General features: G+C 55.7%; 20 protein-coding genes, 1 tRNA gene and 2 pseudogenes. 7 read left to right on the top strand and 16 right to left on the bottom strand.

Going from position 1 to position 17,769, the window contains the following annotated elements; genetic code table 11:
• Positions 1-2: 2 nt before the first annotated feature.
• Together FW796_RS29940 and FW796_RS29935 are read right to left on the bottom strand one after the other, a co-directional pair.
• Positions 3-545: an NADPH-dependent FMN reductase gene (locus FW796_RS29940; protein ID WP_346631668.1), complete on the bottom strand. Its 543-nt coding sequence runs from the start codon at positions 543-545 to the stop codon at positions 3-5.
• 181 nt (positions 546-726) lie between these two features.
• Positions 727-867 (bottom strand): annotated as a pseudogene (locus tag FW796_RS29935) (putative metallopeptidase); the annotation flags it as partial.
• A gap of 199 nt (positions 868-1,066) precedes the next feature.
• Between FW796_RS29935 and FW796_RS29930 the strand changes: the two are divergent.
• From FW796_RS29930 to FW796_RS29920, 3 genes are all read left to right on the top strand, one after another.
• Positions 1,067-2,245 (top strand): MFS transporter, encoded by a 1,179-nt coding sequence (locus FW796_RS29930; RefSeq protein ID WP_446440584.1) that lies wholly within the window; start codon positions 1,067-1,069, stop codon positions 2,243-2,245.
• A gap of 123 nt (positions 2,246-2,368) precedes the next feature.
• The gene (locus tag FW796_RS29925; protein ID WP_346631669.1) at positions 2,369-3,589 is read left to right on the top strand and encodes an MASE1 domain-containing protein; all 1,221 of its coding nucleotides are present in this window, start codon (positions 2,369-2,371) and stop codon (positions 3,587-3,589) included.
• Positions 3,590-3,635: 46 nt separating this feature from the next.
• Positions 3,636-4,958: a hypothetical protein gene (locus tag FW796_RS29920; RefSeq protein WP_346631670.1), complete on the top strand. Its 1,323-nt coding sequence runs from the start codon at positions 3,636-3,638 to the stop codon at positions 4,956-4,958.
• A gap of 53 nt (positions 4,959-5,011) precedes the next feature.
• Here the strand turns inward: FW796_RS29920 and FW796_RS29915 are convergent, their stop codons facing one another.
• Together FW796_RS29915 and FW796_RS29910 are read right to left on the bottom strand one after the other, a co-directional pair.
• Entirely contained in the window at positions 5,012-5,200 is a 189-nt protein-coding gene (locus FW796_RS29915; protein WP_404939066.1) for a hypothetical protein, read from the bottom strand.
• A 586-nt stretch (positions 5,201-5,786) separates the two neighbouring features.
• Positions 5,787-6,107, bottom strand: coding sequence for a hypothetical protein (locus tag FW796_RS29910; protein WP_346631671.1), 321 nt, complete (start codon positions 6,105-6,107; stop codon positions 5,787-5,789).
• Positions 6,108-6,379: 272 nt separating this feature from the next.
• Here FW796_RS29910 and FW796_RS29905 point away from each other — a divergent pair.
• Positions 6,380-6,733, top strand: a pseudogene (locus FW796_RS29905) (integrase); the annotation flags it as partial.
• 78 nt (positions 6,734-6,811) lie between these two features.
• Here FW796_RS29905 and FW796_RS29900 read toward each other — a convergent pair.
• The 9 genes from FW796_RS29900 to thrS all read right to left on the bottom strand — a co-directional run bounded on the left by FW796_RS29900 (position 6,812) and on the right by thrS (position 14,276).
• Positions 6,812-6,888 (bottom strand) — tRNA-Pro (locus tag FW796_RS29900).
• A gap of 88 nt (positions 6,889-6,976) precedes the next feature.
• Positions 6,977-7,333, bottom strand: a complete 357-nt coding sequence (locus tag FW796_RS29895; protein WP_007920509.1) for a MerR family transcriptional regulator — start codon at positions 7,331-7,333, stop codon at positions 6,977-6,979.
• Positions 7,314-7,616: an integration host factor subunit alpha gene (gene ihfA / locus FW796_RS29890; RefSeq protein ID WP_002553164.1), complete on the bottom strand. Its 303-nt coding sequence runs from the start codon at positions 7,614-7,616 to the stop codon at positions 7,314-7,316. Before ihfA ends, FW796_RS29895 begins: the two co-directional genes overlap by 20 nt.
• 3 nt (positions 7,617-7,619) lie before the next feature.
• A complete protein-coding gene (pheT, locus tag FW796_RS29885; RefSeq protein WP_446440543.1) occupies positions 7,620-9,998 on the bottom strand; it encodes a phenylalanine--tRNA ligase subunit beta in 2,379 nt (792 codons plus the stop codon).
• A 35-nt stretch (positions 9,999-10,033) separates the two neighbouring features.
• Positions 10,034-11,050 carry a phenylalanine--tRNA ligase subunit alpha gene (gene pheS, locus FW796_RS29880; protein WP_011060419.1) on the bottom strand — a complete coding sequence of 339 codons (1,017 nt, stop codon included), beginning with the start codon at positions 11,048-11,050 and terminating at the stop codon, positions 10,034-10,036.
• 110 nt (positions 11,051-11,160) lie between these two features.
• On the bottom strand, positions 11,161-11,517 hold the full coding sequence (gene rplT / locus FW796_RS29875) for a 50S ribosomal protein L20 (RefSeq protein ID WP_081818697.1): 357 nt from the start codon (positions 11,515-11,517) through the stop codon (positions 11,161-11,163).
• Between the two features lie 30 nt (positions 11,518-11,547).
• On the bottom strand, positions 11,548-11,742 hold the full coding sequence (gene rpmI, locus FW796_RS29870; RefSeq protein ID WP_002553160.1) for a 50S ribosomal protein L35: 195 nt from the start codon (positions 11,740-11,742) through the stop codon (positions 11,548-11,550).
• A 60-nt stretch (positions 11,743-11,802) separates the two neighbouring features.
• Positions 11,803-12,354 (bottom strand): translation initiation factor IF-3, encoded by a 552-nt coding sequence (infC, locus tag FW796_RS29865; protein ID WP_169893379.1) that lies wholly within the window; start codon positions 12,352-12,354, stop codon positions 11,803-11,805.
• Complete coding sequence (gene thrS / locus FW796_RS29860) at positions 12,354-14,276, bottom strand: threonine--tRNA ligase (RefSeq protein ID WP_346631673.1); 1,923 nt, start codon at positions 14,274-14,276, stop codon at positions 12,354-12,356. The genes infC and thrS overlap by 1 nt, the downstream gene beginning before the upstream one ends.
• Before the next feature lie 386 nt (positions 14,277-14,662).
• On the opposite strand from thrS, the gene FW796_RS29855 reads away from it, so the two are divergent.
• Positions 14,663-14,962 (top strand): hypothetical protein, encoded by a 300-nt coding sequence (locus FW796_RS29855; protein WP_346631674.1) that lies wholly within the window; start codon positions 14,663-14,665, stop codon positions 14,960-14,962.
• Between the two features lie 292 nt (positions 14,963-15,254).
• Positions 15,255-15,467 (top strand): cold-shock protein, encoded by a 213-nt coding sequence (locus FW796_RS29850; RefSeq protein WP_003179963.1) that lies wholly within the window; start codon positions 15,255-15,257, stop codon positions 15,465-15,467.
• Between the two features lie 70 nt (positions 15,468-15,537).
• On the opposite strand, the gene FW796_RS29845 is transcribed toward FW796_RS29850, so the two are convergent.
• Both FW796_RS29845 and FW796_RS29840 read right to left on the bottom strand, forming a co-directional pair.
• Positions 15,538-15,849 carry an I78 family peptidase inhibitor gene (locus FW796_RS29845; RefSeq protein WP_221808749.1) on the bottom strand — a complete coding sequence of 104 codons (312 nt, stop codon included), beginning with the start codon at positions 15,847-15,849 and terminating at the stop codon, positions 15,538-15,540.
• A gap of 162 nt (positions 15,850-16,011) precedes the next feature.
• Entirely contained in the window at positions 16,012-16,317 is a 306-nt protein-coding gene (locus FW796_RS29840) for a hypothetical protein (RefSeq protein WP_346631675.1), read from the bottom strand.
• 165 nt (positions 16,318-16,482) lie between these two features.
• Here FW796_RS29840 and FW796_RS29835 point away from each other — a divergent pair, with 165 nt between their 5' ends.
• A complete protein-coding gene (locus tag FW796_RS29835; RefSeq protein WP_123725702.1) occupies positions 16,483-16,695 on the top strand; it encodes a hypothetical protein in 213 nt (70 codons plus the stop codon).
• Between the two features lie 33 nt (positions 16,696-16,728).
• On the opposite strand, the gene FW796_RS29830 is transcribed toward FW796_RS29835, so the two are convergent.
• The gene (locus tag FW796_RS29830) at positions 16,729-17,757 is read right to left on the bottom strand and encodes a nucleoside hydrolase (RefSeq protein ID WP_446440542.1); all 1,029 of its coding nucleotides are present in this window, start codon (positions 17,755-17,757) and stop codon (positions 16,729-16,731) included.
• Between the last annotated feature and the right edge of the window lie 12 nt (positions 17,758-17,769).

Raw genomic sequence — 17,769 nt, 5'->3', positions numbered from 1 at the left:
GCTCACCTTCGCGATTCCTGCATGACCTCAATGTGGCTCTTGAATGCAACCAATGCCGAGACGATCTGCTTACTGATCTCTGGGCTCTCTGCGATGTCCGCCTCATCCATTCCTTTAGCGAGCAGATTCACCGTTATCGACGCAGGCTCGACAACTATTGCGGACATGGTGTTCAGCACCAACCGAAGCGCCGCTTGGGCATGACTCGCACGAGGTGAAGCGTTAAACAGTGCAACCGGCTTACCAGGAAACTCATGGCTGGCCACAAGCCAATCCAAGGCGTTCTTGAAAGAACCAGGTATTCCACGAGCATACTCAGGGCACGAAATAAGGATGCCATCTACCTTACCCACCAAAGCCCGTAACTCTGCGACGACCTGCGGCGGATCATCAGCCAGGTCCGGATCGAAGTGCGGTAATTGACCGACCGCCAGATACTGCTTGATCGACACCCCCTCAGGGCTCAGCACCTCAGCCGCACGTAGCAGTGCGGAGTTAGAAGATGCTGCGCGAATGCTTCCGGACACCGCTAACAATTGGACCATTTGTAAACATTCCATTCCCTAGTGAGATAGCACAGTGTCGCATACGTGAATCAAGACGATCTCAGACATGACTGGAGCCCTGTCCGGGAGGCTCGTTCGATCACCTCCCAGTCGGGCTGCTTGGCACTCATGTTGATTCCTTACTGGTCGCAAGAGGTGCGGATTATCCGAACCTGCCCGCCTGGTTGTGGATGCTTCCGCTATCGGCAAGGATCTCGGCCTGGAGCAATTCCCATACCTCGGGCGCTGGTGTCAGGCGGATGTCGTAGTCAGAGAGTTCGGACAACTCAAGCAGAGATACTGGAGGGCTAGGTCTGTCCACTGATCACCTGAAACTTGAAATAGTGGCGGGATGCCGGTGTTGGTAAGAGTCAAATTAAATGAGGTGCAGCGCATGTTGGAAGCTATTAAAAACATAGGGAAATTCGTTTCGCACACTTACCGAGCGTAAAATAAGGAAATCCAGAGAGCGATGGCGGTATCAACGCCGCAACCCTTGAGTACGGGTACGTGACAGACGCCTGCCAATCAATACAACGAAGACGCCGATGAACGCAGTGATTGATAACCGTAACAAGCTGATCATCACCTTGACGGTGATGATTTTTGGATTGAGCTACGGTTTGAGTGCGCCCTTGATTGCGATCAAGTTGACGACCGCAGGCTTCAGCGAAGTTTACGTTGGCATCAATGCCGCCATGCATGCGGTAGGTGTGTTTGCCATCGCGCCATTTCTACCGATGCTGTGTCGCCGTTTCAGTCCCAGACAGTTGTTGGCCATTTCGCTGGGCGCGCTGGTGGTGTTGTTGGCTGCATTCCCCTTCGTACCCATCGAAACCTGGTTTGTACTGCGCCTGGGCCTCGGGCTGTTCAGCGAAATCATTATGGTGGTGTCAGAAACCTGGCTGAACCACACGACGGTCGAGCAGGCCCGGGCAAAAACGATGGCGATGTATGTGGCCAGCCTGTCTTTGGGATTTGCCCTGGGACCGTTCATTCTGTCCTGGTTGGGCAATGCGTCGTCGGCAGCATTCTTTGTCGGCAGTTTGATTACAATTCTCGCCGGCCTCTCGCTGCTCGGGATCAAAGCCGATGGCCGCCCGATTGCGCACGAAAAGGGCCGCCCGCTCTCACTGTATCTGCATATCGCAACGCTTGCGCTGGTGGCGGCCGCACTGAACGGTGCACTGGAAAGCGCCGGAATGAACATGCTGGTGATTTACGCCATCAACGTGGGCTGGCCGGTGCAGCAGGCCACCTGGTTGCTGTCGATGCTGCTGTTTGGCGCAATCGCTCTACAGTTGCCGATTGGCTGGCTCGCCGACCGCATGGACCGCCGTCGCCTGATCATTGTGTTGTCGGCACTTTCAGCGGTTGGCGCGCTGATCTGGCCCTTGGCACTCACTGAGCGCTGGCTTTCGTATGGGTTGTTGTTTGTCTGGGGCGGTGTATTTGTCGGGATTTATACGGTGGTGGTGACTCAGGTCGGTGAGCGTTTCAGCGGCACCGAACTGGTCGGGGTATACAGCGCACTGTCGGTTGCATGGGGTATCGGCGCGCTGTTGGGCCCGGTATTAGCTGGGGTCTCCATGCAGTTGGGTCTGCACGGTTTGCCCCTGCTCACCGCCGCTTTGTGCGTTCTGTTCACTCTGTTTGCCGTCATGCACACACAGCACACACCCACGCCACCTCAGGCTTGAACCCTCAGCGTCATGGTGCCGTTGCCAGGCAATAAGCCATGACGTAATCCACATCCACATTTTTGAATCGGAAAAACCCCAGTGATACTACCGAGGGCTCTACTACAGACCGCCAGCTTACTAATGTGGGCGCTGGCCTATTACGTGACGGGCATCATTTCACTCGAGTTCGATGACCCTGCCACCCAGGTGGCCGTGGTGTGGTTCCCGGCGGGCGTGGCCGTCTCGGCGTTCCTCATCTCGCAACGCTCCCGTTGGCCACTGCTGTTTGCGGTACTGCTGACCACGCGAATTTTTCTGGACTTCCAGTGGCGGCACGATTGGGCCTCCACGCTGGTGCATTCCTGCCTGGCCTTGATTACAGCCATTTGCATTGCCTGGCTGGTGCGCCGTTTTGCCCGGCGCAACGACTATTTGCATGCCATTGTGCTTTGGATCGTCGCCACCGTGGTTCTGTGCGCGGTGGAAGCGGCATTGACCGAAACCTGGGTGTCGTTCACACGCGATATGCCACTGCAACATCTGTTGTGGGTGACCTGGATCGCCAACATTACCGGGGTGATCTTCACCACGATTGCGATCATGAGCCTGCTCCATGATGATCTGAATGTATGTCGCAGCGGGTGGCTGGCCAGACTCACGGGAGTGACCGCGTTTGTCCTGATGTGCCTAAGTACCTGGTTTATCTTCGGCGTCAATTCTCCCTGGTTGAAGTCCGGCGCTACCGACTCGGCCGGCTCCGCGATGAACTTTGCGCTGGCGTGCATTCCAATCATCTTCTGCGTGGTTGTTTCGGTCACCTGGGCCGGGCGTGGCGCGACTCTGGCGTTGCTGACCCTGGCAACGCTGGTGATTCATCACACCGACAACGGCCAAGGGCCGTTTTTCCTCCAGGGGCTTAACCCGGGAGAACCGCTGCTGTTGGCCCAGTGCTATTTGTGCGCAACCGCCTTGTTGATCATTTTTCTGCGGGTGCTGGCCAAGTCAGCGCGCCGTTACGACCTCGACACCGGCCGGGAGACGGGTGAAGGGGTGATGTACCGATTGCACCCCGAGTCAGGCGAGATTTACTGGGACGATAACCTTCGTGAAGTACTGGGCATCGACGCGCCGGTATTGTCCACCTTCAATGACGTGCTTGAACGCGTACACCCCAAGGACCAGGAAAAGCTGCGGCGCCATTGGTCGACTCAACAGCGCAGGCAGGGCGGCGCCTCGCTGACGTTCCGCATCACTGCGCAGGGATCGGATACCCGGGTAATCTGCGACAACACCCCAGGCCTGATGGCGGACTCGACCGGCGAAGTGATCGTGGGCAACTGGCAAATCAGTCACTACAAGTAATGATGCGCGACCTCGATTGGTAACGTTGGCAACAAGGAAACATCTCATGATTCAAATCGCATTGATGTTATTCGGCGCAGAGTTCGTCCGCTCCAAAGCCAAAGTGATTGGCTGCATCGGTTTGCTGTGGGGCTTGATTGGCGTGGGTGTGCTGATCGACGGCATGGACGGGGTGTTGTATTTCCCGATGAAGGCGTTCGGCATCCTGCTGTTGCTGGAAAGCCTGGTCACGCTGAGTGTCGCCTCGAGCGGAATCGGTGCGCAAAAGGCCGTGCTGTTTTTCAAGGGCGGCGTGTGTTTCTTCGTGTCCCTGTTGATTCTGGCCAACAAGACCTACAGCAACCTGTTACTGGCGATTATTTTCGGCTTCTCCTATTTCATCTTCGGTTTGCTGGTCATCACGTCCGCGTTTGTCGTCCGGTACCCTCATTGGCGCCTGTCAGTCGTCACTGGCACTGCCAAGGTGATCTTCGCCCTGTTGCTGTTCACGCCCTATCCCGTCGGTTACCAGTCAACCGTCTCGTTTTTCATCGGGTCATTGATGATCGTCAGCGCTATCAGTACCCTGCGCGTGGCCAGGCGCGCCAGCTTACTGGTGCGTGGGACGTCCTCCTTTGAGTTGCTGACGCCTACTGCGCCTGCGCTCAACGTCACAAAAAAGTCGGCAGTCAAACCGCAACTTGCTCAGGTGTCTATCAGCCCGCCAACTCATGAACCGTTGGTGGTGCATATCTGGACGCCGGAAGGCACGGCGGAAAATACGCCGGTGCCGCGACCGGTCATCAATCGTTATATCGCCGCAGTGGACAGCCAGGGGGTTATTTCCACCGGGCACGCAGCCCTGGAGTTGCAACCCTCGATCTATATCAGCCTGTACCCCGCCGCGGATATCGACCGCTCGCCCTCGGAGTTTTTCCGCATACTCAAAGCGACCAAGGACAATGATGTGCCGGGTACTTTCCAGCCTGACTATGAGAAAGAGGCGGCAGATTGGTGCGAATCGGACCGTAAGATAGTGTTCCATTACTACAACAGCGGTGCCCTTGAGCATTTCTGGATGAACTACAGCCTCGATAACCGCTACAACCTGACCTACCGCAACTGTTCAAGCTCAGTCGCTTATGCGCTTGAGGCGTCCCTCGACGGCGTGCTTGCGTTTCGCAGCGAGCGCTGGCGAGGCTGTTTGCGGACCCTGTTCATGCCTGAACTCTGGATTGCGGCGCAGGTACGCCGACGTGCGCTGACCATGGCCTGGACCCCAGGCCTGGTGATGGATTACGCCAGGGCGCTGCGGGCCATCGTGCACCCGGTTCCGCAGTCCTGGTTTCAGCGCATGCCCTGGAAAGCGCGTCACGTTGATAGCATTTAGACGGCCCGGATTCACCTTAAGCGATTCTGACGTCGCAGCCCCCTAAAGCTCATTCAAGTCACCATGATCGCGGTTTGCGAGTGGGCTTGCCCATGCAGCACCACGACGATAACCCCCTGAGGGAGACCGGTAGTCTTGGCGGCGCCTATTGCCTTGGCAATGGCGCCATCCAAATTATTCAAGGCTTTGTTGATGTCCTGGCGCATCGGTAGCGCGTGGCGCAGGCGGGTTACATTGCTCACGTGTTGTGCCCTTCCAGTGGCTGAGCAAAAGTAAACTTCACGCCCTCCTGTGGGTAGTGGCAGGAGAAGAATCACGCCCTCACCCAGCACCTCTGCGGGAGCATCGCCGTACTTGGCAATGAACGCAGCCTTCAGATCATCTGCCAACAAGGTGAGCGTGATGTCATTGAGTTGGATCAGCGTCTTCTTGATACTCATAACAACCTCATTGCACACCACGACTTGGCGCATTCGAAAACGTGGCGCGGGCTACTTCCTCCGTCGCTCAATGCCGCCCGGCGCCTTGTCACTGCGCAGGCAGTGCTCGCAGTTCAATGTCCGACACAGCCAGACCTTCACCCGCTGCCAATACGTGACCATGAAGACGTGCCGAACGCACCAACCCATCCCGCGGTAAACCAGGTATCAAGCCTCTCGAAGAGGCGATACAGAAACTCCATGCGCTCGACTCCTTGGGCATGATCAAAGAAAGGGCCAGTGTTGGCTCAGGCATAGTCAAAAACGAAAAAGCCTCAGCGTATGCCGAGGCTCTTCGATTCAGCGCATCCGCTAACTAGCTCATTTGGTTCCGTGCACAAATGGCTACTTAGGGCTGCATGTCGTAGGTCATCATAATCGACGCCCTGTCGTTTTCTGGCGACCAGTACACACCTTGGCCAGCCGGCACAAACACCTCATACGGAATAGTCGACCACGCTTCGAGCTTACCCACATAGAACGCGTGATACTGGAGGTACCCACTGGGCTTGGTGGGCTTTACCGTACCTGTGAAGAGGGTTCCGCCATTCACGGAGCAAGTTCGAATAGTTACCCCTGCGGTGTTTTGTGAGGCATCAACAACAGTGACATAGGCTTCTATATAGCCTTTCGATTGATAGAATTTTTCACCGATCTTAACTGGTTGCATGTGTGGATTTCCTTGAGTTTTCAGTGATCACGGCCGATGCCGCATATAGCCGCTCTTGGCGATTACTCGAAGCTCAAGGCCTTCACACGAGTCGAGGAAGGTATGCACCAACGACACGCTGGTTTTCGCTTCTTATACACCCGAGGAGTGGAATGACTATCCCAGCAAAAAACTGTATATACAACCAGTATTTTGTACCCTATTTGCCCCCCTTCTGACTCCATCCAGAAAGATGGTTATGCCTCCCCAGCAGGATCCATCTTCGCCTCAGGAGGCATGACATCGTCTCGCCTTACCTGATCCATCGCCGACCAGACCGCAAGAAGCAGAAACAGTCGCAAACGAAGGACCACTGGACGCAGGTCGAGGAACGGTATTTGACGCAGGCCTTCAAAGAGGCTCGGGAGGCGGCGGGTTGTTACAAGGGGTGGAAAGAGGAGGAAATGCCGGGCTTCCACGAAGTGCGGGCGCTGTCGCTGCACCTGTATCAGAAAGCCGGAAAGGACGGTCAGAAGATCGCCGGCCACGCCAGCGAGGCCATGACCAAAAACTACCAGAAAGACCACGCAGAAATTGTCTGGTCAGAAGCAGTTCCAGACCTAAATATCAGCGAAATTATCGGTTAGTTTTGCGCGGGTTTTGCGCAGACACAAAAAAGCCGATCTAGATGATCGGCTTAAGTGTCTGATTTTCATCAGAAAATATGGTCGGGACGGAGTGATTCGAACACTCGACCCCTAGCACCCCATGCTAGTGCGCTACCGGACTGCGCTACGCCCCGACTAGGCGTGAAACCTGTTTCACTTCTCAGGAAACGTTGAGGAATATACCGCAAGCTTTTGAAAAGTGGAAGTATTTAATACGATGAATTACTTCTTGAGCACCACAAGCACATCTTCCAGCTCAGAGATCATCTGACGGATCAGTTGCTTGTACTGGGTGGTGTCATCTTTGGCCTCATCGCCGGAAAGGCGCAAACGCGCTCCGCCGATGGTAAACCCCTGGTCATAAAGCAACGCGCGGATCTGCCGGATCATCAACACGTCCTGGCGCTGATAATACCGGCGATTTCCGCGGCGTTTGACGGGGTTGAGTTGAGGAAACTCTTGCTCCCAATAACGCAGCACATGCGGTTTGACCGCACAGAGCTCGCTGACTTCACCGATGGTGAAGTAGCGTTTACCCGGAATGACCGGGAGCTCGTCGTTATGACTTGGTTCCAGCATAAGCCTCAACTCGGGCCTTCAACTTCTGCCCTGGACGAAAGGTGACCACACGGCGAGCCGTGATCGGGATTTCTTCACCCGTTTTCGGGTTGCGGCCAGGACGCTGGCGTTTATCCCGAAGGTCGAAGTTACCGAAACCGGACAATTTGACCTGTTCGTTGTCTTCGAGAGCGTGCCTGATTTCTTCAAAGAATAGCTCGACCAATTCCTTGGCCTCGCGTTTATTCAGGCCTAGCTCTTCGTAGAGACGTTCGGCCATTTCAGCTTTCGTCAGAGCCCCCATACGTCACTTCCTTAACGTGGCGTTCAACCTTTGTTCGAGCGAGGTGAGGATGTTTTGTGTCGTGGAATTCACCTCATCGTCATTAAGAGTGCGCGATGGATGCTGCCAGGTCAAGCCGACGGCAAGGCTTTTTCTATGCGGATCAATGCCTTTACCCTGATAGACGTCAAAGAGCCTGAGGTCTGTCAGCCATTCGCCTGCATTTTCACGAATTACGTCCAGAACGGCGCTCGCCGCAACGTCACGATCCGCCAGCAACGCCAGGTCACGGCGCACTTCTGGGAAACGCGAAAGCTCGTGGAACTTCGGAAGACGACCTTGAGCCACCTCACCCAGAACCAGCTCAAACACGTAGACCGGACGATCCAAGCCGAGATTTTTTGCCAATTCCGGATGAATAGCCCCCAGGTAACCGACCTCACGACCATCACGCTCGATACGTGCAGTCTGGCCAGGATGCAGCGCAGGATGCTTGCCCGGAGCAAAAGTGAATTCATCCAGTGCGCCAGCAAGGCCCAGCACTGCCTCGACATCCGCCTTGACGTCAAAGAAGTCCACACCGTCGCGACCTTGCGCCCAACCTTCAGGCAAGCGACTGCCGCAAACGACGCCAGCCAACATTGGCTGCTGCTTCAAGCCTTCCAGTTGACCGACAAAACGCAAGCCGCTTTCGAACATGCGGACGCGATCCTGCTGACGATTCAGATTGTGCTGAAGTGCCTTGACCAGGCCTGGCCACAAGGAGGAGCGCATGGCCGCCATGTCAGCCGAAATCGGGTTGGCCAACAGCAACGGTTCAACACCTGGATTGAACTGCTCAAACAGTTTCGGATCGATGAAGCTATAAGTGATTGCTTCCTGATACCCACGGGCTACCAGCAGGCGCCGCAGGGCAGGCAGATCACCTTGTGCTTCCGCCTTGGCCTGAGGAGCCAGACGAGCCTGCGGATAACGAACCGGCAAGCGGTTATAGCCGTAGAGACGCGCCAACTCTTCGATCAAGTCGACTTCAAGGCTGATATCGAAACGGTGGCTTGGCACTTCAACGCGCCATTGGCCTGCACCATTGGCAGTGACTGCCAGGCCCAACGCGGTGAGCAGACGCTCGACCTCGGAGCCATCGATTTCCAAGCCCAGCATCTGAGTGATGCGTTCAGCGCGCAGCGTTACAGGTGCAACAGATGGCAAGTGCTGCTCGCTGACCGCTTCGATGATCGGACCAGCTTCACCGCCAGTGATCTCAAGCAACAAGCCAGTTGCACGCTCCATGGCCTCGCGAGCCAACTGCCAGTCCACACCACGCTCATAGCGATGAGAAGCATCGGTATGCAGGCCATAGGAACGGGCTTTGCCAGCCACCGAAATCTGGTCGAAGAAGGCGCTTTCCAAAAACACATCGCGAGTGTTTGCGGTAACACCACTGTGCTCACCGCCCATAACACCAGCGATTGCCAGAGCACGGGTGTGGTCTGCAATCACCAGGGTATCGCTACGCAGGGTAACTTCCTGGCCGTCGAGCAGTACCAGCTTCTCGCCCTCTTCAGCCATGCGCACCCGAATACCGCCGTTGATTTCGGCGAGATCGAAAGCATGCAGCGGCTGGCCCAGTTCGAGCATCACATAGTTGGTGATATCCACTGCGGCATCGATACTGCGCACGTCGGCACGACGCAAGCGTTCAACCATCCACAGAGGGGTCGGCTTGGACAAATCGACATTGCGAATAACCCGACCCAGATAGCGCGGGCAGGCCGTCGGAGCCAGTACTTCCACAGGGCGTACTTCGTCGTGCACTGCGGCAACCACTTTCACTTCAGGGCGCTGCACTTTAGCGGCATAGAGCGCACCGACCTCACGGGCCAGACCAGCAAGCGAAAGGCAGTCACCACGGTTTGGCGTCAGATCGACCTCAATACTGGCATCGTCCAGGTTCAGATAGACGCGAACGTCCTCCCCCACTGGAGCATCGGCCGGAAGCTCCATCAGACCATCACTGCCTTCGCCAATCTGCAGTTCGGCCTGGGAACACAGCATGCCGTTGGATTCAACGCCACGCAGCTTGGCTTTCTTGATCTTGAAATCGCCCGGCAGCTCGGCACCAATCATCGCGAATGGGATCTTCAAGCCTGGACGCACGTTAGGTGCACCGCAGACCACCTGGAAGGTCTCTGCGCCGTTGCTGACCTGGCATACGCGCAGCTTGTCGGCATCTGGGTGCTGCTCGGTGCCGAGCACTTCGCCCACCACTACACCACTGAAATCACCGGCGGCTGGCGTTACGCTGTCAACCTCAAGACCGGCCATCGACAGACGAGCAACCAGCTCGTCACGACTCACCTGCGGGCTAACCCAGCCACGCAGCCATTGTTCACTGAATTTCATCCTGCTCTCCTAATAGATTCGTTACGGACGCGCGACTAGCGAAATTGCGCAAGGAACCGCAAGTCGTTGTCGAAGAACAGGCGCAAGTCATTGACACCGTAACGCAGCATGGCCAAACGCTCGGCGCCCATGCCGAAGGCAAAGCCCTGGAACTCTTCCGGATCGATCCCGGACATACGCAGCACATTTGGGTGAACCATGCCGCAACCCATGACTTCCAGCCAACCGGTCTGTTTGCAGACGCGGCAACCTTTACCGCTGCACATCACGCACTCCATATCAACTTCAGCGGATGGCTCGGTGAACGGGAAGTACGAAGGACGGAAACGCACGGCCAGTTCTTTTTCAAAGAACACCCGCAGGAACTCTTCAATGGTGCCTTTCAGGTCGGCAAAATTGATGTCGCGATCCACCAGCAGGCCTTCGACCTGATGGAACATCGGCGAGTGGGTGATATCGGAGTCGCTACGATAGACACGGCCTGGGCAGACGATGCGAATCGGCGGCTGCTGCGATTCCATGGTGCGGACCTGTACCGGCGAGGTATGGGTGCGCAACAGCATGTTCGCATTGAAATAGAAGGTGTCATGCATCGACCGGGCCGGGTGATGGCCTGGGATGTTGAGCGCCTCGAAGTTGTGATAGTCGTCTTCGACCTCAGGGCCTTCGGCGATGCCGTAGCCAATGTGAGTAAAGAACTGCTCAATACGTTCCAGGGTCCGCGTAATCGGGTGCAGACCGCCAGAGGTCTGGCCACGGCCCGGCAGAGTTACGTCAATGCACTCGGCAGCGAGTTTGGCGCTGAGTTCCGCCTCCTCGAAAGCCGCTTTGCGCGCATTGAGAACCTCTGTTACACGCTCCTTGGCAACGTTGATCAGCGCTCCGACTTGCGGACGCTCTTCGGCAGGCAGGTTGCCCAGGGTCTTCATCACCTGAGTCAGTTCGCCCTTCTTGCCAAGGAAGTGAACCCGGATCTGTTCCAGGGCATTGATGTCTTCAGCGTGTTGCACGGCCTCAAGTGCTTGAGAAACCAGCGCATCCAGGTTTTCCATGTACAGACTCCAGATACAAAATAGGGGAAGAGCTTGAAGGCTCTTCCCCTATTTATGACGTTTAACACCAGAGCCCACGAAAGGTGAGCCCGGATGACTGTCGGGGGTACTTAAGCCAAGGTGGCTTTAGCTTTCTCGACAATCGCAGCAAACGCCGCTTTTTCGTTCACTGCCAGATCAGCCAGAACCTTACGGTCGATCTCGATGGAAGCCTTTTTCAGGCCAGCGATCAGACGGCTGTAAGACAGACCGTTAATACGAGCACCAGCGTTGATACGAGCGATCCACAGAGCGCGGAACTGACGCTTTTTCTGACGACGGTCACGGTAGGCGTATTGGCCTGCCTTGATTACCGCTTGCTTGGCAACACGGAATACGCGCGAGCGTGCACCGTAGTAGCCTTTAGCAAGTTTCAGAATTTTTTTGTGACGTTTACGGGCAATGACGCCACGCTTTACACGAGCCATGAGTTACTTCCTCTATTCTTGATCCAAAAATTAACGAAGGCGCAGCATGCGCTCGACTTTTGCCACGTCAGACGGATGCAGCAAGCTGCTACCGCGCAGTTGACGCTTACGCTTGGTCGACATTTTGGTCAGGATGTGGCTCTTGAAAGCGTGCTTGTGCTTGATACCGTTAGCAGTTTTCAGAAACCGCTTAGCAGCACCACTTTTGGTTTTCATCTTTGGCATGTTCGGATACTCCGCATTCAGTTGATAAACATAATCAGAAGGCCTGCCGTGCCCTGTTGATTACTTCTTCTTTTTCGGGGCGATGACCATGATCAGCTGGCGTCCTTCCATCTTAGGATGCTGTTCGACCGAACCGTACTCTTGCAGGTCAGCTTCAACCCGCTTGAGGAGTTCCATCCCCAGCTCCTGGTGGGCCATCTCACGGCCGCGGAATCGCAAGGATACCTTGGCCCTGTCCCCGTCACTCAGGAAACGTACCAGGTTGCGCAGTTTTACCTGGTAATCCCCTTCCTCCGTCCCTGGACGAAACTTGATTTCTTTAACCTGAATCTGCTTCTGGTTCTTCTTCGCAGCAGCAATCTGTTTCTTCTTTTCGAAGATCGATTTGCCGTAATCCATCACCCGGCAAACAGGTGGGACTGCGTCGGCGGAAATTTCCACCAGATCCAGCTTGGCTTCTTCAGCTATACGAAGCGCTTCATCAATCGAGACGATGCCAATCTGCTCGCCGTCAGCGCCAATTAACCGAACCTCGCGTGCCGAGATATTCTCGTTGATCGGGGCTTTCGGTGCAGCTCGTTTATCTTGTCTCATATCACGCTTAATAATAATTACTCCGAATCTTGGCGACCACGCCGGGAAACCGCTTGTGCGAGGAACGCCGAGAATTGGTCCACAGGCATCGAGCCCAGGTCTTCACCTTCACGGGTACGCACAGCGACAGTCTGCATCTCGACCTCCCGATCTCCAATAACCAAGAGATAGGGAACCTTGAGCAAAGTATGCTCGCGGATTTTAAAGCCGATCTTTTCATTTCTCAAGTCGGACTTGGCACGAAATCCGCTTTGATTGAGTGTTTTTTCTACTTCAAGGGCAAAATCTGCCTGTTTATCAGTGATATTCATCACCACGGCCTGAGTCGGAGCCAGCCACGCAGGGAACGCACCCTCGTAATGCTCGATCAGAATCCCGACAAAACGCTCGAATGAGCCGAGAATCGCCCGGTGCAACATCACCGGATGCTTACGGCTGTTGTCTTCGGATACGTATTCAGCACCCAGGCGGATCGGCAGGTTGAAGTCCAACTGCAAGGTACCACACTGCCATACACGGCCCAGGCAGTCTTTCAACGAGAACTCGATCTTCGGACCATAGAACGCTCCCTCACCCGGCTGCAGATCATACGGCAACCCGGCACTATCCAAAGCCGCAGCCAGCGCATTTTCCGCACGGTCCCACAACTCATCGGAACCCACGCGCTTTTCAGGGCGAGTGGAAAGCTTCATCTCGATGTCCTTGAAGCCGAAGTCGGCATAGACATCCATAGTCAGCTTGATGAACGCAGCGGACTCGGCCTGCATCTGATCTTCAGTACAGAAGATGTGAGCATCGTCCTGAGTAAAACCACGCACACGCATGATGCCGTGCAGCGCTCCCGAAGGCTCGTTACGGTGGCAAGCACCGAATTCGGCAAGTCGCATCGGCAGCTCGCGGTAGCTCTTCAGGCCCTGATTGAACACCTGCACGTGGCACGGGCAGTTCATGGGCTTGATCGCGTAGTCGCGACTTTCCGATTCGGTGGTGAACATGTTCTCGGAATAGTTGGCCCAATGCCCGGACTTTTCCCAAAGGCTGCGATCGACCACTTGCGGAGTCTTGATCTCCAGATAGCCGTTTTCACGCTGCACTTTGCGCATGTACTGCTCAAGCACCTGGTACAGGGTCCAACCATTGGGATGCCAGAACACCATGCCCGGCGCTTCTTCCTGGGTATGGAACAGCCCCAAACGTTTGCCGATCTTGCGATGGTCGCGCTTTTCAGCCTCTTCGATACGCTGGATATAGGCAGCGAGCTGCTTCTTATCCGCCCAGGCAGTACCGTAAACCCGCTGCAACTGCTCGTTCTTGGCATCGCCGCGCCAGTAGGCACCCGACAGCTTAGTCAGTTTGAACGACTTCAGGAAACGCGTGTTCGGCACGTGCGGACCGCGGCACATGTCGACATATTCTTCGTGATAGTAGAGGCCCATTGCCTGTTCATTCGGCATGTCCTCCACCAGGCGCAACTTGTAGTCCTCGCCACGAGACTTGAACACATCAATCACTTCGGCTCGCGGAGTGACCTTCTTGATAACGTCGTAGTCTTTCTCGATCAGCTGCTGCATGCGCTGCTCGATAGCGGCCATGTCTTCGGGCGTGAAGGGACGCTCATAAGCGATGTCGTAATAGAAACCTTCATCGATGACCGGGCCGATGACCATCTTGGCGGTCGGATACAGCTGCTTGACCGCATGCCCTACCAGGTGAGCGCAAGAGTGGCGAATGATCTCAAGCCCCTCTTCGTCCTTTGGCGTGATGATTTGCAGGGTTGCGTCGCCGTCAATCACATCGCAGGCGTCGACCAGCTTGCCATTGACCTTGCCGGCCAGGGTGGCTTTAGCCAAACCTGCGCCAATGGATGCAGCGACCTCAGCTACGGAAACCGCATGATCGAATGAACGTTGACTGCCGTCGGGAAGAGTAATAGTGGGCATGGCGCCTCCTCTCCTAGTGGTGACCCCTACCAAAGGTCACGTGGGTTGGGATGAGCCAGTACGCGATTCAGTCCGGCCGTTCTGTAACAAACGCCTGCCTCACAGTGGCAAGAGCCTTGCGGCCAACCGATAAACCGAACCAGAGTGACTGGGGTTCAAATCAAAATTAATGAGGCATAGACCGCGAGGGAGAAATGAAACACCCAAAGCTTGAAAACACCCAAGCCGGGCATGCTAGCACAGATAAATCGCAATCACCGCGCAGCAAGTTTCCCAAAAGATACTTTCCAGTCTTTTATTGAGGAAAGTGAACTTGCGATGTACGCCGAACCTCAAATACCCGGAGAATCGTCGTCCTTGCTATCGACCTCAGGAGAACTCGACTCATGCGCCTTACCCAATTATTTGCCCTTGCCACCCCACTCGCCCTGCTCCTGCCCTTGAGCGCACAAGCTGCATGGCCTGCCGGAGCTCGTGCCGACTATATGAAGGACTGCACTGCAGCAGCCAGCCAAAGCATCGACGCCAAAAGCGCCGAGAAACATTGCGCCTGCGGTGCAGACAAGCTGAATGAAAAATTCACCACCGAGGAAATCAAGGAGCTGATGAGCAAATCCAAGCAGCCTAGTGCTGAGCTGAGAACCCGAGCTCTGGACGCCATCGCTGCTTGCCGAGTGGTCAAATAACCTGACAAGGCTCGAAACAGTCTGTGCCAACGCCTGTCAGGAGGCCTGAAACGCGGTTTTTTTCACAATTTACGCAGCTTTTACGGGTTTTTTTATCACCGTTTGTTTTCCGTGAAAGCCCCTTAAACCGGGGCCTGCAGCCAACTCGAACGGTAAAATACACGGACACATCGGGCAAAGAGCACCTACAGGGGGCTCCCAAGCCGAACATTTCGACTATGATAGCTCGGTGTGCCCAGTTGGCCTGAGCAGCACAGCACTACTGAAAATATATGTTTCTTGGAGATACACCATGTCTAATCGCCAAACCGGCACCGTAAAATGGTTCAACGATGAAAAAGGCTTCGGCTTCATCACTCCTCAAGGTGGCGGTGACGACCTGTTCGTACACTTCAAAGCTATTGAAAGCGACGGTTTCAAAAGCCTGAAAGAAGGCCAAACCGTTTCCTTCGTGGCTGAGAAAGGCCAAAAGGGTATGCAAGCTGCACAAGTTCGCCCTGAGTAAGTTCTCAGCGAGCTAAAAAAACCCCGTCCATGTGACGGGGTTTTTTATGGGCGGGAAAAAAAACTAAGCCTCAACCACAGTTGACCCGAGTAACCACCAGACCAGCATCGGTATTGAGGTTCAGGCGGTCGGAGCGGTACTCCAGAGTAATCATGTCATTAGGCTTGAGGAAACGCGCATATTGCGCTCCTGCGCGAGTACGGGCCTGCTCCAACAGCTCGGGAGAAGCCTTCTTGCCGACGGCAAATTCGGCAGCTGTTGCTTCACAACGAGTGTGCCCGGACTCAGAGGCCACAGGTTCCTTTGTCGACCCGGTGGCGCTGCATCCACTGAGTACAACAGCGGCCAACAAGGTTCCGAATGAAGCGAGCTTCCAAGGCATGAAGCCTCCTTTTCAAAATTAAGCAGAGATCGTGCGACAGCCGATTAGCCTTTTGGTTTCAAAACAAAATGGCCTTTTGCCCTATGCCACGGACAGCGGATAAGTCTGCCTCAGGCATTGCGACATATTCACAGGACAATCGTCACTGAATATGAACAAGAATCAATAGACATCGATGTAGTCGAACGCCGGCTTCGGCCAGTTCTGCTTCAGCGCATTGAATATCTGCATTACCCAGACCTCATCGCTGGCCGCCACGTTTCCGACATAGCCGGACCCAGCGGCCCAGGTTTCCAGGCGAAACAACAAACCCTCGATCTCGACACCTCCCACAACTCCCGAAGAGATGTAAGCAATCCCGGTCTTGGTGACACGCAACTGGGTATGAACGTTGTCACTGGCCGACGCCAGAAGCTGGCGCACCGCCTCCAGAGTCAGGGCATCAGGCTGATTCAAATCGATTTGCACAAAAGCTTCCTTGAGCGCAGGAAAAGCGCCAGTGTCGCATAGCCCCCCGCTTGATGCCTAAGTCGGAGTGCCAAACGTCCGGCAACATGGTTAACTCTGCGACGCAGCAAACACCCGCCCAGGCCCAGCCCTGGTGCCCGCCTTATCCGAATTCGTGAGACTTTCATGGCCACCGTGAGTATCGACGCCGACATCAAAGCCAAATGGCCACAGGGCCAGTGCTCCTATAGCCCAGGGAGCCCGGAAGAGTTGGCGATCATTGGCATAGACCTGCTGGTCAAGGAACTGGGAACCCAGTCCGCCCGAGCGTTCATCGAGCAGGTTTTCGAGAAGTACCCGGCCGATCACCCGGGCGCACAGGACCCGGAACGAGAATAGAACCCCGCAGGCAGGAGCCTGCGGGGGCTCTGCTTACTTGAGGCGAGCCAGACGCTCGGTGAGCAAGTCGAAGAAGCCCTGAGCATCACCGCTCTCAACCCAGAACACGTTCTTTTCCTGCTTCAGACCGTCGTACCAGTCAACGATGGTCTGGCCGAACGTCGGCCCTTCACGACTGTCGACAACCATGCTGGCCTGACGTCCGCTGAACAGCTCAGGCTTTAGCAGATAAGCGATCACCGTCGCGTCATGCACCGGGCCACCAGGAATACCGTAGTGCTCCATGTCGCCCTTGACGTACTCATTGAGGATATCCCCTACCACCTTGCTGGCATTGTTGTTCAAGGCGGCGATCTTCTGCAGTCGCGCCTCGCTGGTCAGCACCTTGTGGGTCACGTCCAGTGGCAGGTAGGTCAGCTTGACGCCACTCTTGAGCACCACTTCGGCCGCTTGAGGATCGGCGAACAGGTTGAACTCCGCCACCGGGGTGATATTGCCGCCATTGAAGTGCGCCCCCCCCATGACCACCACTTCCTTGATGCCCTGGGTAATATCCGGCGCCTGGATCAATGCCAGTGCCAGGTTGGTCTGCGGACCCAACATGGCGATGGTGATGCTGTGGGGCTTGGCCGCCCGCAACGTATCGATCAGATAGTTGATCGCATTACCTTTGGCCAGTGGCGCCTTGGGCTCATGCACAGTTACCCCGGAAATGCCTTCCTTGCCGTGGATATTCTCGGCATAGATTGGCGTACGCAGCAGCGGTTTTGGCGCCCCGGCGTAGACCGGGACTTCATCGCGACCAGCCCACTCACGGGCCAGACGAGCATTCCGCGAGGTCTTGTCCAGGCGCACGTTGCCCGCCACCGTGGTCAAGGCACGAATATGCAACTCCTCGGGTGAGGCCAGGGCGAACAACAGAGCCACCACATCGTCGGCCCCCGGATCGGTGTCGATGATCAGATCGATTTTTTCCGCCGCCTGAGCGCCGGTAGCAGTGAGTAGAGACAAGAGCAGCAGACTCCGGAACCAGTGTTGAAACAGCAGAGCATAGCGGTGCATGGCGCACTCCTT

It is taken from the genome of Pseudomonas sp. 910_21 (genome assembly GCF_052850735.1).
This window is presented reverse-complemented; position numbering and strand designations above follow the sequence as displayed.